Origin of the sequence: Prevotella sp. P5-50 (assembly GCF_002251295.1) — a bacterium.
Classification (GTDB): domain Bacteria; phylum Bacteroidota; class Bacteroidia; order Bacteroidales; family Bacteroidaceae; genus Prevotella.
Genome location: NZ_NPJA01000024.1, coordinates 1 through 15750 on the forward strand (window position 1 = coordinate 1; position 15750 = coordinate 15750).

Genomic DNA, 15750 nt, shown 5'->3' on the forward strand with positions numbered 1-15750 from the left:
GAGGAAAGTATCTGATTATCACAGGTCGGAAGAGGAACTGTGACGGATAACTATGCACCACAATTATGCGTTCTTGTGGGTTTTGTTGCTTGTGCAGGGAAATGAAATTAGGTTTTATAGAGGAAAGTTACGTCGAAAACATTTTCCTTACAATACCAAATAATTATAAAATCCTCATAATCGCATTAATACACTCATTTTCCCGTAGTTTTTTACTAATATCTCGGTATATTAATTCCTTACAAAATGTTCAAAATACCTACTATCATTATCCTGTTTCCGTCATCCTATTTACGCCCTACAAATCCCCTCCTTACCTCGTTTAAGGTATTAAAAGTGGCGGCAGTATCGTACTGAAGACATCAGTATTAAAACTTTTGCGACTATGATTATCAAAACGAGAAACTATTTAATACAATGTCCTGTATTCTGTCGAGAATGTCTTTCCGGTCTCGTACTTCCATATGGTTGCAGTCGAGAAGATGGCAGGGAGAAGCGGGATAATGGGAGTTCCAATTGTCTATGTTCCCCTTCCACGATTTTCTCATCTTTTCGTTTTCTTCTCTGGTCTTTCCCTCGTCATTGGCTTGGTTCTCATGCAGGATGGGCTTGTTGACCATAATGTTCACTACGGTGCCATCGTAGTTTAATTCGGGCATATCGGCATATACCTTGTCGAAGATTTCAAGGCGACGGTCGTTAGACTTCTGAGTGGTATCAAGGTTCAGGAAATAATAGTTCTTGCGGTCATATACGGCTTCGATGTTCACCACACTGAGATTAATGCCGGGATGACGCTGACTCATAAACTTGGCAAATGCGATGGCTATTTCGGCTCCGATGCAATAACCGGTCAAGAAAAGGACTTGCTTGTCTCTCAATGCCACCATCATAAGGTCTTCGTATGTTTCAAACAAAACTTGGAGGGAGACATCCTTGCCGCCAATGAAGAAATTGTATATCGACTCGATGTTAAAGACCGAGAAGTTCTTCTCGAAACTGGAAATGACAGGCATGTTATAAGGGTATGACTCCACAAAACCGTTGAAATAAATAATCACCGGCTTTCTCTCGTCGGTACCCTCGCCCCAAGAGTATAGGTTCCTGTCGATGTTGTCTGTTAAGTTCTTCACACTCTTGAACTTCAAAACGTCGAAAGTGGTGAAGAAGACATAGGCTTTGGATGCCGACATATGAACAAAATCATCCAATAGAGCCTTGTTCATTCCCGCCTCAAAGAGGTCGGTATCGGCATCAATTCCTTCTGTGCCCATCACCTCCCTGGCTATGGAAAGGAGTTTAAGGCAAGCGTTGTCGTCGGTGTTGTCAAGCATTGTGTCGATAAGCCGTGCCATGCCTTCGAGAGTGGGATTCTCGTAGATGTTGGACGCGTTGACGGAGATACCGAAATGCTTGTGAATTCCATATACGAGTTGAATGACCATTATCGAATCGCCACCCAAAGAGAGGAAACTGTCGTTACTGTCTATAAAATCCTTGTTTAGCAGGTCGCCCCAAATCTTTACAAGACGTCTTTCCGTCAAAGTGGTTGGCGCATTGTAGTTGGCAAGGTCTGTCTCGGAAACTGGCATAGGGAGTTTTTGCCTGTCGATTTTACCGCTCGTGTTGTATGGAAATGCCGTAAGCGGCACAATAGCCGACGGAACCATATAAGAAGGGAGACGGTTGAGGACATGGGCTTTAAGGTCATCAACAGGGAATTTTTCCGCGTCAGGAACGAGGAGATAAGCCACAAGCATTTTGTTTCCGTTGTTTTCCCTTATCATTGCCAAGACATTCTTGATGCCATTGCCAAATTCCGAGATTATCGTCTCCACCTCGCCCAACTCTATTCGGAAGCCGTTCAGCTTCACCTGATGGTCGGTGCGTCCGAGGAACAACAGATGCCCGTTGCGGTCACGCATCACAAGGTCGCCGCTCTTGTAGAGTACGAGATTACGGTGGTTTTTCCTGTCGTCGTCGGATGCAAAGGGATTGGATATGAACTTGGTTTGGTTAAGGTCGGGCCTGTTGATGTATCCGTCAGACAACTTTACTCCACCGATGTATAGCTCTCCCACGGCATAGTCGGGCACCATGTTCTGATGGCTGTCGAGCACATAGGAAGCTACACCTGGCATGCTGGTGCCAATATCGTTGACGGCAGATCGAGGCGTAACGATGTTGTATGTTACATCGACACAGTTTTCCGTAGGTCCATAGGCATTGATAAACAACCTGTCCTTGCTCCAAAATTCTATTACATTATTATTCGTCAAATCGCCTCCTACCACTATAGTCTTCAAGGCTGGCAAATCCGTATGGGGCAAGGTGACAAGAAGCACTGGCGGAATGTTTATGAGCGAAATCTTGTGACGAGTGAGGAAACCAAGCAGCAGGCTCGTGTCCCTTCTCTCTTCCTCCAAGGGCAGATAGAGTGTAGCTCCGATGGCAAGAGATGGAAAGATTTCCACCACGGAGGCGTCGAAAACAATGTTGGCAAACTGCATTACCCTCGACTCTTCGGTCATCTTCTGCAAGGCAATGTTGTTGACAATAGTTTGGCTAAGCATTGAGTGCCTAATTGGAACGCCCTTCGGCTTGCCCGTTGTCCCGGAGGTGTAGATGATGTAGGCGACATCGTCTGGAAGAACCTGGGGCAAAGCCACAGATTCGTCGTCGGCAATGATGTCAGCTGCACTTGGGTCAAGACACGGTAGAGTGCCGAACATATCACGTGTTTCCCTATGGGTGAACACAAGCCGTAGGGAAGCGTCGTTGACGATAAATGCGATGCGGTCCTTCGGATGGTGGATGTCGATGGGCACATAGGTGTTGCCTGATTTCAGTGTGGCGAGTATTGCCACAATCATATCGATGGTCTTGGGCAATGCAATGCCGATATTGGACCGTGCAATGCCCATGGCATGCAGTTTGCGGGCAAGGACATCGCTCCGTTTGTCAAGTTCAGAATAAGTGATTTCTTGTTCCTGATGCACCACTGCAATGTGGTTGGCATGTTCCATCGCCTGTTTTTTGAACATACAGGTGAAGGGATCGTGGTTGGAGGCAAGTTGTAGGTTTGCCTGCTCAATCTCTATGAGTTCTTGCTGTCTTTGAGGGTCGATGAGCCTTATCTGCGACAACAAGACTTTGGGATTGTCCGTCACCTGTCGGAGGATGTATCCGAAGGTGTGGCCCAGCATCTTCACATATTCCAATGATATGGTTTGCTTATAGCGCAAGTCACAAGTCAGTTGTTTGTCGGCGTCGATGACAAGAAGCAGTTCGGCAGACACGTTGGTGTTGACGTGTCGCCAATCCAACACCTCGCAATCTTTGAAATCAACGGTTAACTCATCCAGTTTCAGAGGATAGTTAATGCTGAAATTAAAAGAGTCCCTTATGGCGTTGTGGGTCTTTGGCAGATAGTCGCCATAGATGGCAAAAATATGCTGTTGCTCTGCCATACGATTGGAGTTGGAGTATTCCAGAAGGTCGGTGAAAGACTTGTCGGAAAATTCGCTGAAAGGGTATTTGATGGGGAAATTATTTACAAACACGCCTAAAAGCGGACAACCCTTGGGACGCATGTTCAAGGCGTGGTCCAAGGCTATGGCACTGGTGTTAAGCACCTTAGACAGTGTAAGAGTCCAAACGGCGGAATAGACTCGAAAATGGGTGGTGTTGCATTGCTTGCATAGCCCGCTGACCTTAGAGTCCATCTCCTCTCCAAGGCGGAAACGCCAGGTGTTGGGCGCATCTGTGGTCTTGGTGTTGTCATACACTGTCTGAGGCAGTATCACCTTCACCGGCACATCTTTGATATATTGCTTCCAATATGCGGTGTCGGCGGCATTGTTTGTCTTGAACTGACTGTCGAGCACCTTGTTGAACTGCAAGAGTTGTTCAATTTGGTTTTCAGCGACATACCTGTTGTCCATCAGCTGATTGTAGATGGTTGTCAGGCGGTCGAAGAATGTCCTTATCGACATACCGTCCATAACCAAATGATGGAACGAATGGAGCAGATAGTGGAGTTCTCCCTTCCTTATGCAGCAGAAACGGCAAGGCAGCTCACGACCAAGGTCGAAGGGCACATTGACAAGGTCAGACAGCATCTTTTCAACGTGTTCAGCATCAGTGTCTTTGTCAATGGTGAGGAGCTTGAACGGCAGTTCAAAATTCTCCTGTGGAACGAAATAGGGATTGCCGTTATCGACCTCGACGATGGAAGAAAACGGCGGATATTCAACCATTATCTTCCTGTATGCCTCCTTCAGGACAGGCAACGACAGATTTCCCTTGATGATAAAGGTATGGTTAGGGTCGTTATATTCTGTGGACGGCGATTTCAACAAATCGTCCATCCAGAATTTTTCTTGAATAACATTTAATCTTATCCTTATTCGTGTCATTGTGTAATCTCATTAAAAGACATAAGAAACCTTGGCAAGGAAGTTAAACTTCTGCTGTGGTATTGGCAATATGAAACTCCCGCCTTGGTAATAGTCTTTGTTCAACATGTTGTAGAAATCTACCGATGCCTTAATCTTCGAGTACTGACAGTCGATGCCCGAATTGACAATCACCCTTCCGTCGATTTGATATTCAGGATTCATCACATTATTCTCTCCTATGAACACTGTTGGCAGCGAGATAGGTGAATACTGTTTTGAGAGAACCTGGACATTTGCACGCAGGTTCATGCGCCAACCATTTCGCCGTTCACTTCTTCTCGACTAAGACCAGCTTCAATCTGTTTAAGTCTTTACTTCCCATAATTAATCAATTAAATTTTATGGCTAAGTTATTTCCTTTTTTCGAGATAAACGAAGGAAAATCGGAAAAACTCCATTTCTGAGTGTAAGATTTAACTTTTCATGCGCAATTTGCTACTTGGATTTATGATTCATTTACACAATCATCCGCATAACAATTGTAAGGAATGGCTGTATGAAAATTGGGGGTAGAAATCGAAAGGCGGTCAAATTCTTAATAGTGTATGAATATAATACTGAAATATAATAAAGAAGTTTTATATTTAATTTATGGTGGTAGAGGCGAAAGCCATTGGATAAACAAACTTTCATATAACAATGACTTAACTGCGCACGGAGGACTACCACCTTAGCAAAGGTACGACAATTACGCTGATAAACGATAAATTTATTTGTTTTTTAGATTATGATGACTGTTGCTGCGAGAATGATGATTGCTATGGCGATAATTGCGGTTGTTAGTCACCTTCTGAAAATGGAAATCAGAAAAAAATCCGTGTGCCGTGCTATTCTACTTCGGTGGCAAACATACGGTCGAGGTCTTGTTGGGTGAAGGGACAGGGTTCTTGACGCAGTTTCGCCAAACGGAACTGCTGGCAGGCGTTGAGGACTGACTGCACTTCAAAACACTTGAAAAGCATGTCTTTCAGTTCGTCAAGGCGGAGGGCATCTTCCTCGGAGAACCGACCACAGGTCTTGTAACTCATGTGCTGCTCTGGCAGGAGGTCGTGGTAGTAGTACGACCAGACCAGGAATTTCATACACACATCGGGGGTCATGAGAATCTCTTGCATAGCATCGGTATTTTATGGAAAGATTAGCATTTTTTTGTGAGATAACAATTGTGGCGGATTAGAAATCACAATAGAGGCGCAGACTGGCGACGGTGTAGTTTCCAACTTCCCCTCCCCGAATTGCGCACCGAGATGCTGGGCTGTTAGCTGAAAAAAGGGCGCACATACGTATGCGCACCCTCTTATGTTAATAACTTATGTATTGATTTACAGAATATTACTCTTCTGTAGCAGCTGAGGTCTCCTCAACAGCGGGAGCTTCTTCAACAGCGGGAGTAGCCTCTTCAGCCTTTACCTCCTCAACGGGAGCTGCCTCAGAAACAACCTTTACAGGAATCACAACCTCAACCTCCTTGTGGAAGTGGATGGTAGCAACGTAATCACCAACCATCTTAGCATCGCGCATGGTGATGATCTTGCGATCGATGTCGTGACCCTGCTTCTTGAGTTCATCAGCAACGATGTTAGCATTGACAGAACCATAGAGCTGTCCGGTAGCACTCACCTTAGCAGTGATAGTCAACTCAACACCATTGAGAGCTTCAGCTTTCTTCTCTGCCTCAGCCTTGATAGCTGCGAGCTTGTGAGCCTGCTGCTTGAGGTTCTCAGCGAGAATCTTCTTAGCAGAGGGAGAAGCGATAACGCCCTTACCCTGAGGAATCAGATAGTTGCGGCCGTAGCCAGACTTTACATTTACGATATCGTTCTTATAACCCAGACCGATAATATCTTCTTTCAGTATAATTTCCATATTGTCGTCCTCCTCCTTATTTATTTCATCATATCAGTTACGTAAGGAAGCAGTGCAATCTGGCGAGCACGCTTAACAGCCTGAGCCACGCGGCGCTGATACTTCAGTGAGGTACCAGTGATACGACGGGGCAGGATTTTGCCTTGCTCGTTCAGGAACTTCTTCAGGAACTCGGGATCTTTGTAGTCGATGTACTTGATGCCGCTCTTCTTGAAACGGCAATACTTCTTCTTCTTAGTGTCGATAGAAGGAGCTGTCAAATAACGGATTTCTGATTGTTCTGCCATAACTTAAGCCTCCTCTTTTTTACCGGTTTTGTTGCGACGCTTCTCAGCATATTCGATAGCGTGCTTTTCAAGTTTAACAGTCTGGAAACGGATAACTTTCTCGTCACGACGGAAAGCTGTTTCGAGCTTCTTGATCACATTGGGCTCAGCCTTGAACTCTACCAGGTAGTAGAAACCTGTAGATTTCTTCTGAATGGCGTAAGCCATCTTCTTCATACCCCAGGCCTCTTCGTTCACAACCTCTGCGCCGTTGTCGGCAAGGAGTTTGGTGAATTTAGCGACCGTTTCCTTTGTCTGCTCATCAGACAAAACGGGAGTCAAAATGAAAACGGTTTCGTATTGATTCATACTGTTTAAAATAAAAAATTGTGTTACTTTTGCAAAATTGCGGGTGCAAAGGTACTGATTTTTTTGTTAATTCCGTCATTTATCGGCAATTATTTTGTATCTTTGCACTAATTTTTAACGAATTACAACAAGGAAATGCCTTTTCTATGAATAAAAAATTTGCCTCAATAGGAATTTTGCTGATTCTATCTGGCGTGATAACTCTTGCCACGGCATATTTCCTGCACCATACCACCAATGGTTTGCTGACCACAGGACTACTGCTGATTGTGGGGGGCATCGTCCTTTATGTGGGTGGCATCAAGCATGGCGGACGCTATTGACGGCACACCGCTTTTGCCACCTGCGCAGCAATCTGTTTCATGCCTTTCTGTGAGGGGTGTCCCCATTGTTTGTCGATGCATTCCAATTGGATGTATTTCACCTGATAATGGTCGCAGACGGTCTTCATCGACGTGGTGATCTCGTCGGTCAAGCCATCGTTGATGATGACATAGACCGTGGTGCCGGGATAGCGTTTCTGGATGCCGTCAAGAAGATATGCCATGGCGGGGCGGAACTGATAGAGATCCCGGTTGCTCCAACCGCCGTACTGGTAGTTGCCGATAGGCGATTTCGCCCAACTGTCGTTCGTGCCTCCGAAAACGAAGATGAGGTCTGCGGGCAATAGGTTGTTTAGGCGGGTGACATACGACCGGTCGCTATAGTCTGCCTCATCATAACCTGTATGACAGATGGTTGCTCCTGAAAACGAATTGTTCTGACTGAGGCGGAAACCGTTGTCGCAGATGAACTGATACCACCAGAGCTGGGTGATATCTTGCACATCGTTGTTTTTTACATCAGACTGTGGGTACCAAACGGCATTGGTATCGGGTTGCACATAGCCTTTGAAGGTGCTGTAGGAATCTCCAAGGATGGCAACGGACGGTTTTGCCTGTGCCATCAGCGACGCTGCGCAACAGAGCATCGCGCCAACGAGTATTATCAGTTGTTTTGTTTTCATTATTATTGTTGTTTATGTCAGCATCTACAATAGCGTTACTGCCCGTTTCGGCAGCCGACAAATAAAAAAGCTCACTGAATATTCTTCAATGAGCTTTGTTTCAGCGGTGCGTACGAGACTCGAACTCGTGACCTCCTGCGTGACAGGCAGGCATTCTAACCAACTGAACTAACGCACCTTTGCTATGCGTTGAAAAGAGTGGCGGTGCGTACGAGACTCGAACTCGTGACCTCCTGCGTGACAGGCAGGCATTCTAACCAACTGAACTAACGCACCAGTCTTTTCTTGTTTAGCGGGTGCAAAGGTAGTGAGAATTTTTGAAATCACCAAACCTTTTTAAAGAAAAGTTATAAAATTCTTTGAAAAAAGCTGGCATCATGGTATTTTTCCCCGTCAAATAGCCAATCTTTGAGGGTCCTGCCTGCTATAAAACAGTATTTACGGAAGATTTGCAAGGCGGCTTCGTTGCGCTGGTCGATGATGACATAGAGCTGATGGAGATGCAGGATATGACGGGCATAATCGAGGACCTGTACCACGGCAGCTTCGGCATATCCCCGGCGCTGGTATTGGCGAAGTACCACCAGTCCGAGTTCGGCACGGAGGTGCTGTGGGTCGAAATTGGCAAGGTCGGCAAGTCCCACTACCTGGTGTTCGCTGTTTTCTATGACCAGCCGCACCTGCCGATCGACATAGATATCATTACTGGCATGAACGATGTAGTCGCGGAGTGAATAGCGGGAATACGGCACATTGGAGGTTCCCATGTCCCACAGGGAACGATCGTTCTCGATGGTATAGAGCACTTCAAGGTCTTCGGGTTCCATGGCACGGAGGGTGATAACGGGTAATTGTTTCATGTGAGTAAGTCTTGAGGGGTGATAATGGTTTTGACGCGTGTTCTGACCAGTCGTGAGGGCAGGATGCCTATCATGGCCAACAATGCACGAATCCAGATGGCGAGTTCCACGAGTTTTCTGATGCAGAAATTGGTCTGTGCATGATGTTTCCGATAATAGATGATCATGGCTTTATAGAACACACGGACGTAACTGACGGTGGTCTTGTCGCTGCATCCTCCCTTATAGTGTACGATCTTACAGGGCAGATAGCAGTTGTGCCACCCTGCATCGAGGAGGCGACAGGAGAGGTCGATATCTTCGCCGTACATGAAGAAATCTTCGTCGAGCAGTCCCACCTGGTCGAGTGCCTTCCGGCGCAACATGGCGAAGGCTCCGCTGATCACATCGATCTCCGCCGGTTCTGTCCATGACAGCCAACTCATGTAATAGCGTGCGAAGCGGTGGCTGTTGGGAAAGAGGCGTGCCAGTCCACACATCTTATACAGAGCGACAAGGGCTGTGGGGCGTCCTCGCCGTGATTCCGGTGCGCGTGTTCCGTCAGCATTGAGCATCTGGACTCCTGCTGCTCCCACCTGCGGATGCTGTTCCATGAAATCGACGGTCTGACGGAGTGTATTGGCGCCCACCACGGTATCGGGATTGAGGAGCAGCACATAGGGACTGTGGCTCAACCGTATGCCGATGTTGTTGGCTTTTGCGAAACCTATATTTCCCCCACTCTCCACCACCTGCACCTGCGGGAAATGGGCCTTGAGGTCTTCGACGGTGCCGTCGGACGACTGGTTATCGACGACGATGATTTCTCCGTCAATACCTTTCATCGCCTGTTCTACGCTACGGATACAGGGTCCGAGATACTGGCGTGCATTATAGCTTACGATGACGACAGAGAGTTTTTTCATTCCGTTTCGCTTTTGCTTGTCTCTGCCTCACAGCGTTTTTGCGAGGGATAGACGAATACCATTGCCAACAGTGAGATGATGGCGAGATAGAAATAGGATGCCTTATCGAAGAGTCCGTAACATACCGCATCGATGGCAAATACCGACTGGAGCAGCAACTGGCGTGTCCATGCCCAACGGGCATACTTCTCGGGCAACTTGCGGCGTACGGACTGGCAATACATGAGTCGTAAGGCAAGGGGTACGAATGCGATAGTGAGGCATACTGCTACCATATCGACTACATATTCCACGACAGGATTGGAGATCTCCTGCAGAGTTGCGCAGCAATCGGTGGTGCGCAGCAGTACGGTGATTAGCAGGGTAAGTGTCAGGATGGTCCAGAAGGTCATCATCAGCCAGTGTTGCAGATAGGATATTGTCTTAGCCATTTCGTTTGTTGTTTATTCGTTTGCTATATGCTATATAGATTATTACCGTTTCTTATAGATATAAATAATTTGTAGCGGTCATTTGCCCTCAAACGGCGTGCGGTTGACGATAGACCTTCCGAGGGTCACCTCATCGGTATACTCCAGTTCGTTGCCTACAGACACACCCCGTGCGATGATAGAGATGCTGACATCATAGGGAGCGAGTTTGCGGAAGATATAGAAATTGGTGGTGTCACCTTCCATGGTCGGGCTGAGTGCGAGAATTACCTCCCTGACTCCCCCTTCTTCCACCCGCTTGACCAACGAATCGATTTCAAGGTCGGAGGGTCCAATGCCGTCCATGGGTGAGATGACTCCGCCCAACACATGATACAATCCCTGATACTGCTGAGTGTTTTCCACCGCCATGACATCCTGGATGTTCTCCACGACACAGACCGTAGTGGCGTCGCGCCTTGGGTCTGCACAGATGGGGCATCGCTCAGCATCTGAGATGTTGTGACAGGTTTTGCAATAGCAGACATCGTGCTTCAGGCGACTGACGGCCTCCACAAAAGCCTGTACGTCCTGATCTTCTTGTCGCAACAGATGAAGCACGAGGCGAAGTGCTGTCTTACGGCCCACGCCAGGGAGTTTGGAAAACTCCTGCACGGCTCTTTCGAGCAACTGCGACGGATATTGCTGACTGATCATTTCTTTGGTATTATTTTCCCGATTCGTTTATTTCCTCGATTCGTCTTTTATCTCTGAAAGTTCAAGCCACCGCATCGACTTCTCATCGAGTTCGCTTTGAAGCACTGGCAGGCGCTTGCTCTTCTCGGTGAGTTCATCGACAGACAGCGTACCGCTGCATAGGGCATCTTCTATCAGGTGCTGTTCCTCTTCGAGTTGTGCGATTTCCTTTTCGAGTTTCTCAAACTCCAACCGCTCTTTGTAAGTCATTCGCCGCCGGTCATCATGCCGGTAGGATTTGGCAGTCTTTCCCCTCGGTTCCTTGTTATCCTTGACCGTTGCCGCTTCTTCCATGGCGAGCCACTGGCGGTACTGGCTGTAGTTGCCGGGGAAGTCTTTCACCTCGCCCTGTCCCTTGAAAACCAGGAGATGATCGACCACCTTATCCATGAAATAGCGGTCGTGGCTGACGACAATCACGCAACCGGGGAAATCCTGTAGATACTCTTCGAGGATCTGCATGGTCACAATATCGAGATCGTTGGTGGGCTCGTCGAGTACCAGGAAGTTGGGATTCTTCATCAGCACGGTACAGAGGTAGAGTTTGCGTCGCTCGCCACCGCTCAACTTATACACGTAGTTGTGCTGCTGTTCGGGTGTAAACAGGAAATACTGCAAGAGCTGGGACGCTGTCAGGCGCTTTCCGCTACCCAGGTCAACATAATCGGCAATGGCAGTGATGACATCGATGACCTTCATCTGTTCGTCAAACTGCAAGCCTTCCTGCGAGAAATAGCCAAAGCGCACCGTTTCGCCGATGACGATACGTCCTTCGTCAGGTTGCACCTGAGACAGTAGCATTTTGATGAAGGTGGATTTTCCCGTGCCGTTGTTGCCCACAATACCCATCTTCTCGAAGCGTGAGAAGTTATAGTAGAAATCCTTGAGGATGACCACATCGTCAAAGCGCTTGGAGATGTACTGACACTCAAAGATCTTACTGCCGATATATACATTGCTCGCCTTGAGGCGGAGCTGGCGCTCTTCCATGCGCTGCTTAGCCACCTTCTCCAACTCATAGAAAGCCTCTTCGCGGTAGCGTGCCTTATGGCCTCGCGCCTGTGGCATTCTGCGCATCCATTCCAGTTCGGTGCGATAGAGATTGTTGGCACGGGCAATTTCTGCGCGTCTCGCATCAATACGCTCCTGTCGCTTTTCGAGGTAATAGGCGTAGTTGCCACGATAGGTATAGACCGTACGGTCGTCGAGTTCGAGGATGACCGAACAGACGCGGTCCAGGAAGAATCGGTCGTGGGTGACCATGAGCAAGGTGCGGTTGCCTCGCGAGAGGTAGCCTTCGAGCCATTCTATCATCTCCAGGTCGAGATGGTTGGTGGGTTCGTCGAGAATCAGCAGATCAGGTTCGGTGAGCAGCACGTTGGCGAGTGCGACACGTTTCTGCTGTCCGCCACTCAACTGCCGCATGGGTTGGTTGAGGTCGCGAATCTTCAACTGCGTCAACACCTGTTTGGCTTTCAACACCTTATCGGGATCGCCCTGGTGGTTGAAGCAGGCATCGAGCACACTCTCGTCAGGGTCGAACCGTGGAGACTGTTCCAGGAATCCAACCCTCAGGTCGCGACGGAAGACGATGTCGCCGCTGTCGCATCCCTCTTTGCCCGCAAGGACAGCGAGAAGTGTGGATTTTCCCGTACCGTTCTTGGCAACGAGTCCCACGCGTTGTCCTTCGGCTATGGAGAAACTGATGTTGTCGAACAGCTGAAGTGCTCCAAACGATTTGGAGAGGTTTTGCACATCAACATACGGAGTGTCCTTCGCCATACTATCCCTTCAGTTGTTGATTGATACTATCAATATAATCCAGGAGTTCGTCCCTACCCTGCCGACTTTCGGAGGATGTCAGGAACATCGGCGGGAGTTCCTCCCATGTTTCCTGCAACTTCTTCTTATAATTGGCAATATTCTGACTGGCCTTGCCTCCGCTCAACTTATCGGTTTTGGTAAACACGATGGCGAAAGGCACTCCTGACTGTCCGAGCCAATCAATAAACTCCAGGTCTATCGCCTGCGGTTCGTGTCGCGAATCCACCAATACAAAAACATTGACCATCTGCTCCCGTTGCAGAATATATCCTCTGATCATCTGATCGAGTTTTGCCACTTCTTTCTTGGAGCGCTTCGCATAGCCGTAGCCCGGCAGATCGACGAGATACCACTCTTTGTTGATGATGAAATGGTTGATAAGCAAGGTCTTGCCAGGTGTTGCTGAAGTCTTTGCCAACTTGCGTCGGTTGGTCAGCATATTGATCAGGCTCGACTTGCCCACATTGGACCTGCCGATGAAGGCATATTCTGGTTTTGTGTCGTTGGGACACATGCTTACCATTGGTGCGCTCAAACTAAATTCAGCACTTTTTATATCCATGCAATAAAATATTGTCGGTATGTTATATTACTGAAACCAGCGGATTACACTTCGTAAGGCAACCCGCCAGTCTATACTGGGTTCACAAAGGTAACAGCGGTTTAGTCTTCTTCTGGAGAAATCAACTTATAACCCTTGCCGTGAATGTTGATGATTTCTATCTGCGGATCGTCTTTCAAGTGTTTACGCAACTTGGTGATATAAACGTCCATAGAGCGTGCATTGAAATAGTTGTCGTCAATCCAGATGGTCTTCAATGCGAAATCACGCTGCAGAATCTCGTTGGCATGGCTGCAAAGCAAGCCCAGAAGATCGTTCTCCTTCGTAGTCAGCTTAGACACCTTGTCGCCGATGGTCAAGGTCTGCTTCTGGGTGTCGAACACAAACTTACCGATGTGATAGACCGAACTCTCCTTGTTTTTCTTGCCACGTACACGGCGCAGGATGGCCTCGATACGTGAAACGAGTTCCTCCATGGAGAAAGGCTTGGTAATATAATCGTCTGCACCGATTTTGAAACCTTGCAGGATGTCCTCTTTGAGGGTCTTTGCAGTAAGGAAGATGATGGGGATCTCTGCGTTGGCACTACGGATTTCCTGTGCCAAAGTAAAACCGTCTTTCTTCGGCATCATGACATCGAGTACACAAATATCGAATTTGGTCTTAAGGAAAGCTTTGTAGCCTACCTCTCCATCGGGGCAGAGTTCTGCCTGGTAACCTTTAGCTGCCAGATACTCACGCAAAAGCATTCCGAGGTTTTCATCGTCTTCGCAAAGAAGAATTTTCAGTTTGTCGTCCATAATCATGAATGTTTAGATGTTATTATTCTATTTTTGTTTATTCTTGTTTATTGTTCGTGGAGCACGGGGAGGGAGATGGTAAACTTAGTACCCTTGCCCAGTTCGCTCTCACATTTGATTTCGCCTTGATGCAGGTCGATGACCTTCTTGACATACGCCAGTCCCAAACCGAAGCCTTTCACATCGTGTTTGTTGCCCGTATGCACGCGGTAGAACTTCTCAAAAACTTTTTTGATATTCTCGCGCTTGATGCCCTGTCCGTTGTCGCGTATGGAGAGGTACAGACGGTCGTTATCGTTCCATGTGCGGATGAAGATATTGATCGGCTCTTCGGGTTTGCGGTATTTCACGGCATTATCCATCAGGTTGGTAATGGCATTCTGGAAATGCAGTTCATCCACATAGATGGCTGAATCCACCGCTTCTATCTCGGTAAATATCTTTCCTCCTGTATGTTCCACTCGCAATGAGAAGGTAGAGGCGATATTCTCAACCATCTCGTTGAGGTCGAGTTCTTTCTTCTTGAACACGATGCTCTTCTTGTCGAACATCGACATCTGCAATACTTTTTCTACCAAAAAACGCAAGCGTTTCGACTCATCGGCAATCACCCCACCGAGATGTTTGGTCATGGCTTCTGTCTTGGTCACGGTATTGTCGTTCATCATCTGCGCAGCCAGTGAGATGGAAGCAATAGGTGTCTTCAACTCATGGGTCATATTGTTGATGAAATCGTTTTTGATTTCAGTATAGCGTTTCTGTCGGAAGATCACCACCACGGTAAAGATAAAGGTGATGAGCAATACGATGGTAAAGATGATGGACGGGATCATGAAGCGCACCGATGAAAAGATGTAGCTGTTCATCTCAGGGAAGTGGATTCTCACCAGGCCCATCTTCGACTGCGGGTCGTTGCGGAAGAGCAACTGCGAATAGTTGTACTCTTCTCCCTCGTCAGTATAGTCAGGACAGCGATAGACCTCACGGCCGTCGGTGGTAGAGACGGTGAAATGATAGGGAATATTCACTCCGTTGTTGAGGAGCTCGGCACGGATGTCCTGGTCGAGCATCTTGAAATTCACACGTTCCTTGAGGGATTTGTCGCTGGCGGTATAAAGGATATTATAGACCACCTCGTCCAACAGTGCTTTCTGATAAACATAGCGCTTGCGCACAATCTCCTGCATGGATTTGGCAGCTTCGGAGATGGAACTCTTGTCTTTGCGGATGATCATGCCTTTGGGTACGCTAGCGGGTTTCATCTCAAACGATTTCATCTGGAAGGAAGAATAGACTGTTCCGTCGTCGGTAGCTACCGAGAACTGATGTGAGTGCTTGATGGTTCCGTCCAGTCCATCGACCATCACCGAATCCTGTCGGAATGCCCGGCGCTCGGTCTCGTTGACATCCTTTTCCAAATACCTCAGCGTCTCGTTCATCTCTAAGTTGCGCGAGGCTTGGTAGAGACTTCGGTTCACACTCTCGTCAAACTGCTCCTTCTTCATCTTGATCATCTCTTCTGCATAAGAGAACTGAAGGAAGAGCAGCACCAGGAACGAGAGTCCCATGATAATGGCTATTGCCCAGATTGTGGATTTCTTCATGTCTGCAAAGTTAGCGATATTACAAACATGGGGGTACTTATTCGTTAATTATCTTCGTTAAT

The 15750-nt window shown here is 47.6% G+C and carries 16 protein-coding genes and 2 tRNA genes; 1 reads left to right on the top strand and 17 read right to left on the bottom strand.

Annotation, left to right across the window (positions count from 1 at the left end; genetic code table 11):
• Positions 1-392 precede the first annotated feature (392 nt).
• From CIK88_RS06330 to rpsF, 6 genes are all read right to left on the bottom strand, one after another.
• Positions 393-4418 carry a non-ribosomal peptide synthetase gene (locus CIK88_RS06330; protein WP_094435294.1) on the bottom strand — a complete coding sequence of 1342 codons (4026 nt, stop codon included), beginning with the start codon at positions 4416-4418 and terminating at the stop codon, positions 393-395.
• A 12-nt stretch (positions 4419-4430) separates the two neighbouring features.
• Positions 4431-4709 carry a hypothetical protein gene (locus CIK88_RS06335; protein ID WP_094391827.1) on the bottom strand — a complete coding sequence of 93 codons (279 nt, stop codon included), beginning with the start codon at positions 4707-4709 and terminating at the stop codon, positions 4431-4433.
• Between the two features lie 578 nt (positions 4710-5287).
• Positions 5288-5575: a hypothetical protein gene (locus CIK88_RS06340; RefSeq protein ID WP_094390755.1), complete on the bottom strand. Its 288-nt coding sequence runs from the start codon at positions 5573-5575 to the stop codon at positions 5288-5290.
• 217 nt (positions 5576-5792) lie between these two features.
• Positions 5793-6326: a 50S ribosomal protein L9 gene (gene rplI / locus CIK88_RS06345; protein WP_094390756.1), complete on the bottom strand. Its 534-nt coding sequence runs from the start codon at positions 6324-6326 to the stop codon at positions 5793-5795.
• A 20-nt stretch (positions 6327-6346) separates the two neighbouring features.
• Complete coding sequence (rpsR, locus tag CIK88_RS06350) at positions 6347-6613, bottom strand: 30S ribosomal protein S18 (RefSeq protein WP_094390757.1); 267 nt, start codon at positions 6611-6613, stop codon at positions 6347-6349.
• A 3-nt stretch (positions 6614-6616) separates the two neighbouring features.
• The gene (rpsF, locus tag CIK88_RS06355; RefSeq protein ID WP_094390758.1) at positions 6617-6961 is read right to left on the bottom strand and encodes a 30S ribosomal protein S6; all 345 of its coding nucleotides are present in this window, start codon (positions 6959-6961) and stop codon (positions 6617-6619) included.
• Between the two features lie 146 nt (positions 6962-7107).
• Here rpsF and CIK88_RS12375 point away from each other — a divergent pair, with 146 nt between their 5' ends.
• The gene (locus CIK88_RS12375) at positions 7108-7284 is read left to right on the top strand and encodes a hypothetical protein (protein WP_158214652.1); all 177 of its coding nucleotides are present in this window, start codon (positions 7108-7110) and stop codon (positions 7282-7284) included.
• Here CIK88_RS12375 and CIK88_RS06360 read toward each other — a convergent pair.
• The 11 genes from CIK88_RS06360 to CIK88_RS06410 all read right to left on the bottom strand — a co-directional run bounded on the left by CIK88_RS06360 (position 7278) and on the right by CIK88_RS06410 (position 15688).
• Positions 7278-7967 carry an SGNH/GDSL hydrolase family protein gene (locus CIK88_RS06360; protein ID WP_094390759.1) on the bottom strand — a complete coding sequence of 230 codons (690 nt, stop codon included), beginning with the start codon at positions 7965-7967 and terminating at the stop codon, positions 7278-7280. The genes CIK88_RS12375 and CIK88_RS06360 overlap by 7 nt on opposite strands.
• A 104-nt stretch (positions 7968-8071) precedes the next feature.
• A tRNA-Asp gene (locus CIK88_RS06365) sits at positions 8072-8145 on the bottom strand.
• Positions 8146-8166: 21 nt separating this feature from the next.
• Positions 8167-8243: transfer RNA gene (locus tag CIK88_RS06370), tRNA-Asp, on the bottom strand.
• 71 nt (positions 8244-8314) lie between these two features.
• Positions 8315-8827 (bottom strand): GNAT family N-acetyltransferase, encoded by a 513-nt coding sequence (locus CIK88_RS06375; protein WP_094390760.1) that lies wholly within the window; start codon positions 8825-8827, stop codon positions 8315-8317.
• The gene (locus CIK88_RS06380) at positions 8824-9732 is read right to left on the bottom strand and encodes a glycosyltransferase family 2 protein (RefSeq protein ID WP_094390761.1); all 909 of its coding nucleotides are present in this window, start codon (positions 9730-9732) and stop codon (positions 8824-8826) included. The genes CIK88_RS06375 and CIK88_RS06380 overlap by 4 nt, the downstream gene beginning before the upstream one ends.
• Positions 9729-10163, bottom strand: a complete 435-nt coding sequence (locus tag CIK88_RS06385; protein WP_094390762.1) for a hypothetical protein — start codon at positions 10161-10163, stop codon at positions 9729-9731. Before CIK88_RS06385 ends, CIK88_RS06380 begins: the two co-directional genes overlap by 4 nt.
• Positions 10164-10241: 78 nt before the next feature.
• Positions 10242-10859, bottom strand: coding sequence for a recombination mediator RecR (gene recR, locus CIK88_RS06390; protein WP_173815116.1), 618 nt, complete (start codon positions 10857-10859; stop codon positions 10242-10244).
• A gap of 27 nt (positions 10860-10886) precedes the next feature.
• Entirely contained in the window at positions 10887-12680 is a 1794-nt protein-coding gene (locus tag CIK88_RS06395) for an ABC-F family ATP-binding cassette domain-containing protein (RefSeq protein ID WP_094435298.1), read from the bottom strand.
• A 1-nt stretch (position 12681) separates the two neighbouring features.
• Complete coding sequence (gene yihA / locus CIK88_RS06400; protein ID WP_094390764.1) at positions 12682-13284, bottom strand: ribosome biogenesis GTP-binding protein YihA/YsxC; 603 nt, start codon at positions 13282-13284, stop codon at positions 12682-12684.
• 101 nt (positions 13285-13385) lie between these two features.
• On the bottom strand, positions 13386-14084 hold the full coding sequence (locus CIK88_RS06405; RefSeq protein ID WP_094435367.1) for a response regulator transcription factor: 699 nt from the start codon (positions 14082-14084) through the stop codon (positions 13386-13388).
• Positions 14085-14131: 47 nt separating this feature from the next.
• Entirely contained in the window at positions 14132-15688 is a 1557-nt protein-coding gene (locus tag CIK88_RS06410) for a sensor histidine kinase KdpD (RefSeq protein WP_094390765.1), read from the bottom strand.
• Positions 15689-15750: the final 62 nt, after the last annotated feature.

Excerpts from the sequence above, each read along its gene's own strand:
- CIK88_RS06330 (WP_094435294.1), bottom strand. The coding sequence starts at position 4,418 with ATGACACGAATAAGGATAAGATTAAATGTTATTCAAGAAAAATTCTGG.
- rpsR (WP_094390757.1), bottom strand. The coding sequence starts at position 6,613 with ATGGCAGAACAATCAGAAATCCGTTATTTGACAGCTCCTTCTATCGAC.
- CIK88_RS06335 (WP_094391827.1), bottom strand. The coding sequence starts at position 4,709 with ATGAACCTGCGTGCAAATGTCCAGGTTCTCTCAAAACAGTATTCACCT.
- yihA (WP_094390764.1), bottom strand. The coding sequence starts at position 13,284 with ATGGATATAAAAAGTGCTGAATTTAGTTTGAGCGCACCAATGGTAAGC.
- CIK88_RS06410 (WP_094390765.1), bottom strand. The coding sequence starts at position 15,688 with ATGAAGAAATCCACAATCTGGGCAATAGCCATTATCATGGGACTCTCG.
- rplI (WP_094390756.1), bottom strand. The coding sequence starts at position 6,326 with ATGGAAATTATACTGAAAGAAGATATTATCGGTCTGGGTTATAAGAAC.
- CIK88_RS06380 (WP_094390761.1), bottom strand. The coding sequence starts at position 9,732 with ATGAAAAAACTCTCTGTCGTCATCGTAAGCTATAATGCACGCCAGTAT.
- CIK88_RS06375 (WP_094390760.1), bottom strand. The coding sequence starts at position 8,827 with ATGAAACAATTACCCGTTATCACCCTCCGTGCCATGGAACCCGAAGAC.
- CIK88_RS06405 (WP_094435367.1), bottom strand. The coding sequence starts at position 14,084 with ATGGACGACAAACTGAAAATTCTTCTTTGCGAAGACGATGAAAACCTC.
- CIK88_RS12375 (WP_158214652.1), top strand. The coding sequence starts at position 7,108 with ATGAATAAAAAATTTGCCTCAATAGGAATTTTGCTGATTCTATCTGGC.
- CIK88_RS06385 (WP_094390762.1), bottom strand. The coding sequence starts at position 10,163 with ATGGCTAAGACAATATCCTATCTGCAACACTGGCTGATGATGACCTTC.
- CIK88_RS06395 (WP_094435298.1), bottom strand. The coding sequence starts at position 12,680 with ATGGCGAAGGACACTCCGTATGTTGATGTGCAAAACCTCTCCAAATCG.
- rpsF (WP_094390758.1), bottom strand. The coding sequence starts at position 6,961 with ATGAATCAATACGAAACCGTTTTCATTTTGACTCCCGTTTTGTCTGAT.
- recR (WP_173815116.1), bottom strand. The coding sequence starts at position 10,859 with ATGATCAGTCAGCAATATCCGTCGCAGTTGCTCGAAAGAGCCGTGCAG.
- CIK88_RS06340 (WP_094390755.1), bottom strand. The coding sequence starts at position 5,575 with ATGCAAGAGATTCTCATGACCCCCGATGTGTGTATGAAATTCCTGGTC.
- CIK88_RS06360 (WP_094390759.1), bottom strand. The coding sequence starts at position 7,967 with ATGAAAACAAAACAACTGATAATACTCGTTGGCGCGATGCTCTGTTGC.